This is a genomic window from Grimontia sp. AD028, assembly GCF_000973155.1.
In the GTDB taxonomy this organism is placed as follows: domain Bacteria; phylum Pseudomonadota; class Gammaproteobacteria; order Enterobacterales; family Vibrionaceae; genus Enterovibrio; species Enterovibrio indicus.
Map to the genome: position 1 here is coordinate 49,068 of NZ_LASY01000019.1, position 9,050 is coordinate 58,117.

Genomic DNA, 9,050 nt, shown 5'->3' on the forward strand with positions numbered 1-9,050 from the left:
TTAGTTACATCGGGATTAATCACGCCAATCAGGACGGCTTAGCACCAGCTGGACAGTGCTGATGGTACGTTCTCTGAACCCGCCTTCGCAGTAGCAGAAGTAATAACGCCACAAACGCGCGAAACGCTCGTCATAACCCAATTCGGCCAGCTCTGTCAGGTTGTCGTTGAAGCGCTGGTGCCACTCTTCAAGGGTCTTGGCATAATCCAGGCCAATGTCCTTCAAGTCACGCACCACAAGGTCACTCTGGCGCGTAAATTGGTCCAGCAACACGCTAACGGAAGGCAGGAAACCACCAGGGAAAATATGCTTTTGAATAAAGTCCACATTGCTGCTGTAGTGCTCGTAACGTTGGTCAGCAATGGTGATCGCCTGAATGGCCATCAGACCATTTGGCTTTAATAGAGATTCACACTTTTTGATGTAGGTCGTCAGGAACTGTTTGCCTACCGCTTCGATCATTTCAATGGAAACAAGCTTGTCGTATTGTCCTTCCAAATCACGATAATCTTCTTTCAGTAGCGTGATCCTATCGCTTAACCCCTCTTGCTCGACGCGACTTTTCGCCCACTCATATTGCTCGTTGGAAATCGTCGTTGTTGTCACGCGGCAGCCGTAATGTTTAGCCGCGTGAATAGCCATACCGCCCCAGCCGGTACCTATTTCTAAGAGGTGGTCAGAAGGCGTCAGTTTGAGCTGTCGGCACAAACGATCCATTTTGAGGAACTGAGCGCGTTCTAGCGTATCGGTGTCACTCTCATAAATACCGCTGGAATAAAGCATCTCCTGATCCAGGAAACGTTCGTAAAGATCGTTACCCAAATCGTAATGCGCAGAGATATTAGAACGCGAGTTCTCTTTGGTATTGCGATTTTTCCAATGCGCAAATTTGGTAGCAATATTGGCAATCCATCCCACTTTGCTTTCTAGTCGATCCAAAGCTGGCAGGTTTCTGCACACAGCACGGATGACAGCGGTTAAATCGGGAGAGTCCCACCAACCATCGATATATGCCTCGGCTGCGCCAATACTGCCGCCTGTCAGCACACGACGGTAAAATCCTGGGTGGCGGATAATCACTTCTGCAGGAAGATCAGCATTAGGATCACCCAGCTTTTGAGTCTGCCCGTCGAAATCGACCAAGGTCAATGAAGCGCCTTCAAGGTAGCCAAACGTGGAAACCAACATGCTTCTTGCGAAGGTATCCTTCTTCGTGACTGGCCAGGCTGATGATTCGATATTGCTTGAATACATAATTACTCCTTTGCCTGTTCAGGATGACCGTAAAATGGCGCGCCTTTTATCCAGAGTTTTAGCGCTTGCCAGTAGATCGAAAACACGACCTTTACCGTCATCACGGGCGTTTTAGCGATAAGGTTGGTGAGCTCAGACGAAGTGAATGGCTTCTTCGACATGGCGAGTGTGGCGTCAAACTCCCGCCCTTCCCGATGCGTTTCGAGATGAACAAAGGCTGTTTTATCAACAGGACGCAGCTTCCAAACGTACTTTTGATCTATCGGGTTAAAGGGAGAGACGTGAAATGCCTTATTGTTCTCCCAATGTCTACCCGCAGGAACCGCGTAGTAATGTCGCTGGTTCCACGGCGTATTGCTGACTTCTGCAAGCATATAAGTCCAACGATCTTCCTCGTCATAGAGGTAGTAGAAATTCACTGGGCTGAAATACAAGCCGAAGTATCGGAGATGGCAAAGCGCTAATACCTTGCCGTTGTAGCGTTTCCCGGTCAGCGTGTAGATTTTGTCTTGAACCGCTTTCTTCGTATCCTCCCGACCTTCCATGTAGTCAGGCCTGTGAAACGACGCCATTCCCCACTTTTTGGTTGTGAAACCTCTTACCGATTTAGTGAGCGAGTCGACTTCATCCAAATCAATCATGGGCATAAACATCGGGTACGAAAATACATGCTCTACCGGCGTAAATCGGCGGTGCCGAACGCTGCCGACGAACAGGCCGCTGAGCGAATCACCACTCATGACGCACTCCGTAGCGGCATTGGCTCAACATTGCTGTTAATGCCTGCCACAACGTCGAGTGCGCTTCGAACGCCATCTTCATGGAATCCGTTGTACCAGTATGCGCCGCAGAACCAGGTGTTATTTACACCGGAAACCAGTTCGCGTTTTTTCTGTGCCGCGATACATTTCTGGTCAAACACCGGATGGGCGTATACGAACTTTCTCAGGATCTTGGATTCGTCTATGTGATCGGTTTGGTTGAGCGTCACGCAGAAGGTTTCAGGAGACTTGATGCCCTGAAGGATATTCATGTTGTAGGTCAGCGCAGCGGCGCGGGATTCGCGTCCGTCATTCTTGCCGAGATGATAGTTCCAGCTCGCCCATGCGGCTTTACGCTCTGGCAGCATTTTTTCATCGGTATGCAGAACAACATCGTTGTCCTGGTAATCGATGTCTCCAAGCACCTCCGTTTCGTGTTGGCTTGGGTCAGCCAGAAGTGCAAGCGCCTGATCACTGTGGCAGGCGAAAATGACTTTATCGAAGTACTCTTCACCCTTTTCAGACTCAACAACGACATGGTCAGGGTATCGAATCACCTGTTTTACTCGGGCATTGAGACGAATGCTATCTTCAAAAGCAGGCACCATCTTACGCACGTACTCTCGAGAGCCTCCTGGGATGACATACCATTGCGGGCGGTTTGCTACTTCCAGCAAGCCGTGGTTGGCAAAAAAGCGCAGGAAAAACTTCAATGGGAAAGCTCGCATATCAGACAGCGTCGATGACCAGATCGCAGCACCCATAGGCAGGATGTAGTTCTGGCAGAAATACTCACTGAAATTGCGATGGGTCAGAAAGTCTCCCAGCGTCTGCTCAATTAGCGGATCACCATGGGTAGAAAGCGCATAAGCTTCACGCGCCTCTTTATTGAACCGCAGGATTTCAGAGATGAACTTATAGAACTGCGGGTTAAAAAGATTCCGTTTCTGGGCAAACAGCGAAGCCACGCTATGGCCGTTATATTCGAGGCCATTATCATCATTGTGGACGCTAAAGCTCATTTCGGTTTCTTGCGCACCGATGCCGATGTCCGCCATCAAGCGCTGAAAATTTGGGTAAGTACGATCGTTGAAAACAATAAAGCCGGTATCAATGGCATAGTGACCGCTGGCGACTTCGACATCTACTGTTGCGGTATGTCCACCGATGTAGTCGTTGTATTCAAACAGCGTGATGTCATGTTCTTTATGCAGGTAGTGCGCACACGTCAGGCCAGAAATGCCTGAGCCGATAATTGCAATTTTCATTATGCTTTCCTTGTTATTTTTCTTACCAGCGCGAGTTGCATTGCCATTGGAAGTGAAGAAAGAAATTTTAGGAAGTAACTGAACTTCTTCGGAAAGTGCACTTCTACTTTCTTTTTGGCCAACCCATGCCGAATGGATTCTGACGCTTCTTCTGGCGTCACCAGCATAGGCATATCGAAGTCGTTCTTATCGGTGAGCGGCGTTTTCACGAAACCTGGCGATATAAGTGACACCGTCACTCCTTTGTTTTCTAAGTCTACCGAGAGAGAGCGTGCAAGATAGGAAATTGCCGCTTTGGATGCGCCGTATGCTTCTGCTCTGGGAAGACCAAGATACGCAGCGGTTGAGCCCATGAGAGCTAAATGGGTGCCTTGTTGGAAGTTGCTCTGAAGCGCTTCTATACAATTCAGTACGCCAAACAAATTGATGTCGAAAACGCGTCTAAACAGCGATACGTCAACTTCACCATGGTCAATATACTCACAGGTGCCAGCATTCAGGATAATGAGATCAAAAGGCGTTTCGTTTTGCATTAACGCCTGTTTAGTGGCCGATGAGTCTGTGGCGTCAAAACTCAAGACGGTGACGTTGTCACGCCCTTTTGACCAGGAAAGCAAAGCAATCACGTTTCTGCCACATGCCGTGACATCCCAGCCATCAGCGGAGTAGTCTTTTGCTAGTTGCAAACCAATACCTGATGTTGCCCCTGTAATGAGTACACGTTTCATTGGCCCAGTCTCTTTTTGATCATTTTGACGGCAGAGCCAAGTACAGGTAACGCTTCGTACAGCATTTCACCCAAATCGAAATAGTCGCGGTGCACAACCACACGCCCTTCTTTCAATACCAGCCGAGTACATCCTTTCACTGCGCGCTCAGCACCGCCTTCCAGCTTTGGGTGAGATAACGTCATGGTCCAGCTGATGAAGGCGACGTCACCATTTACAGCATGGTCATGAATATCAAATCGACAGTCAGTGACATTGGTGTACATGGATTCGAAATACCGTGAAAGATTGTCGTACCCTTCAATGCGGTGAGCGGGATCTTCAAACACAACATCTTCGCTGTAAATCTCATCCAAGGAGTTCAGGTTGTCCTTGCGTAGAGATGTGTAGACAGAAATGAATCTGTCTAGTGTATCGCTTTGTGATGTGGCTGCTGTTTGCATCATGATTCTGCCCTGTGCGTGTTCTGATAGCTCTTCGCCATCTCGAACATTTGGATGGCTCTCTCTCTTGCCAATTTGTGGTCAACGACCGGCTTCGGATAGGAGAGCTCAATACCATTTTTCTCTGCCCAAACATGGGGTTCGTGAAGCGCCTTGTCTGGAACAGACTCCAGTTCTTTCAACCATCTACGGATGAAACGCACATTAGGATCAAATTTTTTACTTTGAGCGGTGGGATTAAACACACGAAAATAAGGTTGGGCATCGGTACCTACTGATGCAGACCACTGCCAACCACCGTTATTTGCGGCAAAATCGCCATCAATCAGCTTGGACATGAAGTACTGCTCACCCCATCGCCAATCTATATGAAGGTCTTTAACCAGGAAGCTCGCCACGATCATACGAAGGCGGTTATGCATCCATCCTGTGTCTTTGAGTTGGCGCATAGCGGCATCCACAATAGGGAAACCCGTGCGGCCTTGTTTCCATCGTTCGAACAGCAGTTCATCGCGGTTCCATTCGATGGTTTCAGTCCAATCGAGGAATGCTTTGCCTTTGCTGATATCGGTATATGCTGCGACGATGTGCTGATAAAACTCCCGCCACACCAATTCTGACAGCCAAACATTGGCCCCTCCTGAGTCCTTATCAAAACAGCTCTGCTCTTCCACCAGCAATCGTGCTAAGCACTGACGTGGCGATACTGCGCCAATCGCAAGGTATGGAGACAGCTGACTGGTAGCAGGAACAGCTGGGAAATCTCGTGTGGTGTCATACTGATCCACACGATAGCGGCAGAAGTCTCGTAAGCGCTGAATGATGGCACTATCATCAATCGGCCAGCCTACAGAATCTCTTTGCGGATACCTGAAAGACACATTACTAGGCTGACGTAGAAGCGAGGACGTGAGCGCATTAGTTTGCACTGGTTCTGGCGCACTCAGTGGTGCTATGTTTTCCGCTCTTGCTCTGGCAATCCACGCCTTCTTGAACGGGGTAAATACACGATAGGTGTTGCCAGCACCGTTCGTGACCGTGCCAGGTGCAAAGATGCATTTGTAATCGAAGCGGTGAAGTTGGGTCCCTGTCAAGCTGAGCATGCCTGCAATCGAGTTATCACGATCAACTTCGTCAGACTCGTAATCCCGTGTGCAGTAGATATCGGCAATTTGATATTGCTGGCACAACTGCGCAAGGGAGTAATTGATGTCTTTATAAGTATCTACCGAACGCACCAACAGAGGGATTTTCAGCGCTTCCAATTCCTGTTGAAGCACCACTAAACGCCGACGGATTAAATCTGCCTGGATAGGAGCCAGACGATGCGAACGCCACTGAATTGGCGTTTCATAGTATATGGCAATCACAGGCTCACCACTGCGGCAGGCCTCGGTCAACGCGATGTTGTCCTTTATTCGGAGATCTCTCCTAAACCAAACCAGCTTCATCCTTACGCTCCCTCTACATGCTGTTATGTGGTCTATTGGCCAAGCCCATGCTTGCCATTGCGAGTTCTGGGTGAATCTTGGTGCATTCACCTGATACTTCTACCTGGAGATCAGCCGACATCATTAATTCGGCAATTTCCCTTTTCATCGCGGGCGTAAAGGCCTGATCGGAATGAATAACAAACCGTGAAACCCCTTTATCCACCATGCTTTTACCGAGGATGGACAACCCTGCACCCACACCACCAAGAGTAGTGACAGTGTAACCCTCAGACTGTAGCGCCAGCGCTTTCAGGTAAAAGCGGAAGCTTTGGTCCCGCGTAACACTGACAATCCAACACTTCTGTTTGCCCTTCACTTTCTTGTTCATATGCAAGCAGTGAACCAGTACGTTGTTCAGTTGCGCACGCCATATCTGTGCGCACAAGGCACCGGCTTCAGAGGTTTGTTTGTCAAACCAATCGGTTAACGGTTCGAACAGCTTCGATTCCAATACCTGAATGGGGTAGTTTTTGGTGAGCTCATAAAGCCTGGCTTCCAACGCTTTCACTTCGAAATTGGTCACCAGATTTTTTAACGTATCCCATTCCGGCAAATTTTGGACGTTCTCGACATGGTTCTCGTTTACCCCAAGCAACTCTTTCACTTGGCTGACTGGTACCCCTTTGTCTAACCAAGACAAAATCTCCTGAATGTGTTGAACATCCTGCTCAGAGTAGAGGCGATGCCCTTTGGGGGTGCGTTGCGGGGTGACCAAGCCATAGCGACGCTGCCAGGCACGAAGGGTGACGGAATTCACCCCGGTACGCTCTGACACTTCGCCGATAGACAACAGTTTCTTTTTAGAGTCCATAACGTAATCTCAAGCTATCCGGATAAGGATTCAGGTAGCTCTGTTGAGCCAGATAAGGATCCGGATTTTGGTTCAAGTGGTGATTAATGAGAGTAAGAGGCGCCAGCAACGGCATGGTCCCCCTTCGGTACGCATGAATGAGATCCGCCAGTTCCGCTTTCTGTTGCTTGTCGAGTGCGCGTTTGAAATAACCTTGCAGGTGCATCAACACATTGGTGTTGTTCTTGCGCGTCGCACGTTTCGTAATGGCTTGCATAAAGCGGGTTCGGTATTCAGCGTAAAAATCATTAATATCGTGGTTGGCAATGTCTGCGACGAACTTGCCCAGTTCTTTGTAGGCAGATGGCGAGTGCGCCATCAAAACGAGTTTGTAGCGTGAATGGAATTCAACAATTGCTCTACGGGAAAGTCCATCAGCCATCGAATCGTAGAAGTCTCGAAGGGCAAAGATGCGGAAAACAAAGTTTTCACGAAGTACAGGGTCATTAAGGCGACCATCTTCCTCGATAGGCAACCATGGCATGCGTTCTATCAATTGCTGGGTGTAAAGCCCTACCCCAATCTTTTCAGAAGCCACATAACCATTCTCACGGTATACCTTGACGCGTTCCATACCACAGGTTGGGGATTTTGCACAAACAACGTAACCGCAAAGCTCCATCCCCGCGAGGTGTTCGGCTTTCTTCTTACTGAAATCAACCATCTTCTCTGTATGGTCAGCATCTGCATCTTTGGTTTCCACCAAGCGCACACCAATAGGTTCACCACGATCCAACAGACGAATGGTAGGTCTTGGCACTGGCAGGCCAATGCCAACTTCAGGGCAGACAGGAACAAACTCTACAAAGGGTTCGAGTTCGCTCGCCACAAAATGACTTCGCTTATGTCCACTGTCGAAACGAACTTGATCGCCAATAACACAAGCACTCACTCCCAGTTTGATCGTCATAACGCTGTTCCTTAGTTATACATATTTTTATGTTTGTACAACTTAAGGATAAGAAAGGATCACTCTTGTACAATTATTTTTTTGTGTACAAGGTGATAAATTTGCGCCATGCAATAAAAAACGCCTCTCCTTGGTCAGGAGAGGCGTTTCAGTTCGCAGTTTTCAAAGGTTAATCGGCCGCAGCGGACTGTTCGGCTTCAATTGCTAAGTCAATCTGCTCTTCAAAGCCTTTAAGGCGCTTGTAGATAGACATGAGCTCAACAATGGTTGACCAAGAGTTCACAAGGAACTGGAAAGAATCCTCAACCTTGCCAAATGCACGAATAATTTGCTGCAGAACACCCAAGGTAACGGCACCTGACACAATGGTTGGCCCCAGTGCAATGTACGGAACAATCACGGTTCCCTGTAGATACGACCATTTAGCAATATCGAAGTAGAGGTAATGGCGGTAAAGATTGAAATAGTTTCGTCTCACGTTAAAAAACAGTTCTTTCAGCGATTCCGGCTCTGCACGGTCTTCGTGGTCTTCGCCATAAACCAACTCCTTCCGGTAGGCCGCTTCGACTTTCTGGTTTTTAAACTCTAATCCCGGCAGCTTTATGCCCACAACGGCTAGAAGCACAGTACCGAACAGTGCCGAGCAGATGGCGATATATACCAGCGAGCGGGACACTTCGCCTATCCAAGGCAGCTCAGTGATATTTTCACTTAACACCCAAAGAATCGGCAGGAAGGCAAACAGTGTCATCACAGAACGCATAAAGCTAACGCCCAGAGACTCCATGATGCGGGCAAATCGCATCGTGTCTTCCTGAATACGTTGAGACGCCCCTTCGATGTGGCGAATTTTGCTCCAGTGTGAAACGTAATAATCATTCATCGCTGTTCGCCATCGAAAAACGTAGTGGCGAATAAAGAATTCAAGAATCACGGCCACAACAATGTAGATGGTCGCAATGGTCAAGAACTCGAGGCATGAGGAAAGGAACTCGTCAAACTCGACGGTATTTGGCTCAGAGAGCGCTTTTTGAATCAGGTTGTAGAAGGAACCGAACCATTCATTTATCTGAACATCCAACTCTACTTTGTACCAGGTCACGTAAAGAATGAGCGCGGAGCCTAAAATCGACCAGTGAAACCAGCGTCTATCCAGAAAAAAAGATTTAAACATATAAACACTTCCCAAAACTCTGTGTGACTCTTTGAGTGCATATATACCCAAACAACCTGAAGATGCCTAATTCAGCGAGTTTGACTGGCGTTGTGATCGCGGCGTCCCTTTGTAGGTGTAGTCACCTCCATCAAAAAGGGACAACAACGAGCACGACGTCAGTCAACTC

Annotated in this window: 9 protein-coding genes; all 9 read right to left on the reverse strand. The window is 48.3% G+C overall.

Annotated features, from left to right (window positions below; genetic code table 11):
* Window positions 1–15 precede the first annotated feature (15 nt).
* The gene (locus RN22_RS05090; protein WP_046303373.1) at window positions 16–1,254 is read right to left on the reverse strand and encodes a cyclopropane-fatty-acyl-phospholipid synthase family protein; all 1,239 of its coding nucleotides are present in this window, start codon (window positions 1,252–1,254) and stop codon (window positions 16–18) included.
* A gap of 2 nt (window positions 1,255–1,256) precedes the next feature.
* Complete coding sequence (locus RN22_RS05095) at window positions 1,257–1,994, reverse strand: DUF1365 domain-containing protein (RefSeq protein ID WP_046303374.1); 738 nt, start codon at window positions 1,992–1,994, stop codon at window positions 1,257–1,259.
* A complete protein-coding gene (locus RN22_RS05100) occupies window positions 1,991–3,283 on the reverse strand; it encodes an NAD(P)/FAD-dependent oxidoreductase (protein ID WP_046303375.1) in 1,293 nt (430 codons plus the stop codon). Before RN22_RS05100 ends, RN22_RS05095 begins: the two co-directional genes overlap by 4 nt.
* Complete coding sequence (locus RN22_RS05105) at window positions 3,283–4,011, reverse strand: SDR family NAD(P)-dependent oxidoreductase (RefSeq protein ID WP_046303376.1); 729 nt, start codon at window positions 4,009–4,011, stop codon at window positions 3,283–3,285. Before RN22_RS05105 ends, RN22_RS05100 begins: the two co-directional genes overlap by 1 nt.
* The gene (locus RN22_RS05110; RefSeq protein ID WP_046303377.1) at window positions 4,008–4,457 is read right to left on the reverse strand and encodes a nuclear transport factor 2 family protein; all 450 of its coding nucleotides are present in this window, start codon (window positions 4,455–4,457) and stop codon (window positions 4,008–4,010) included. Before RN22_RS05110 ends, RN22_RS05105 begins: the two co-directional genes overlap by 4 nt.
* On the reverse strand, window positions 4,454–5,905 hold the full coding sequence (gene phrB / locus RN22_RS05115) for a deoxyribodipyrimidine photo-lyase (RefSeq protein WP_046303378.1): 1,452 nt from the start codon (window positions 5,903–5,905) through the stop codon (window positions 4,454–4,456). Before phrB ends, RN22_RS05110 begins: the two co-directional genes overlap by 4 nt.
* 13 nt (window positions 5,906–5,918) lie before the next feature.
* Window positions 5,919–6,758 (reverse strand): MerR family transcriptional regulator, encoded by an 840-nt coding sequence (locus RN22_RS05120; protein ID WP_046303379.1) that lies wholly within the window; start codon window positions 6,756–6,758, stop codon window positions 5,919–5,921.
* A complete protein-coding gene (locus tag RN22_RS05125; protein ID WP_046303380.1) occupies window positions 6,748–7,707 on the reverse strand; it encodes a DUF523 and DUF1722 domain-containing protein in 960 nt (319 codons plus the stop codon). Before RN22_RS05125 ends, RN22_RS05120 begins: the two co-directional genes overlap by 11 nt.
* Before the next feature lie 169 nt (window positions 7,708–7,876).
* A complete protein-coding gene (sbmA, locus tag RN22_RS05130) occupies window positions 7,877–8,881 on the reverse strand; it encodes a peptide antibiotic transporter SbmA (protein ID WP_052737494.1) in 1,005 nt (334 codons plus the stop codon).
* Window positions 8,882–9,050 lie beyond the last annotated feature (169 nt).

What these genes read in the sequence shown, in the direction of transcription:
- RN22_RS05090 (WP_046303373.1), bottom strand. Translation starts at nt 1,254, where the DNA reads ATGTATTCAAGCAATATCGAATCATCAGCCTGGCCAGTCACGAAGAAG.
- phrB (WP_046303378.1), bottom strand. Translation starts at nt 5,905, where the DNA reads ATGAAGCTGGTTTGGTTTAGGAGAGATCTCCGAATAAAGGACAACATC.
- RN22_RS05105 (WP_046303376.1), bottom strand. Translation starts at nt 4,011, where the DNA reads ATGAAACGTGTACTCATTACAGGGGCAACATCAGGTATTGGTTTGCAA.
- RN22_RS05120 (WP_046303379.1), bottom strand. Translation starts at nt 6,758, where the DNA reads ATGGACTCTAAAAAGAAACTGTTGTCTATCGGCGAAGTGTCAGAGCGT.
- RN22_RS05095 (WP_046303374.1), bottom strand. Translation starts at nt 1,994, where the DNA reads ATGAGTGGTGATTCGCTCAGCGGCCTGTTCGTCGGCAGCGTTCGGCAC.
- RN22_RS05125 (WP_046303380.1), bottom strand. Translation starts at nt 7,707, where the DNA reads ATGACGATCAAACTGGGAGTGAGTGCTTGTGTTATTGGCGATCAAGTT.
- RN22_RS05100 (WP_046303375.1), bottom strand. Translation starts at nt 3,283, where the DNA reads ATGAAAATTGCAATTATCGGCTCAGGCATTTCTGGCCTGACGTGTGCG.
- sbmA (WP_052737494.1), bottom strand. Translation starts at nt 8,881, where the DNA reads ATGTTTAAATCTTTTTTTCTGGATAGACGCTGGTTTCACTGGTCGATT.
- RN22_RS05110 (WP_046303377.1), bottom strand. Translation starts at nt 4,457, where the DNA reads ATGATGCAAACAGCAGCCACATCACAAAGCGATACACTAGACAGATTC.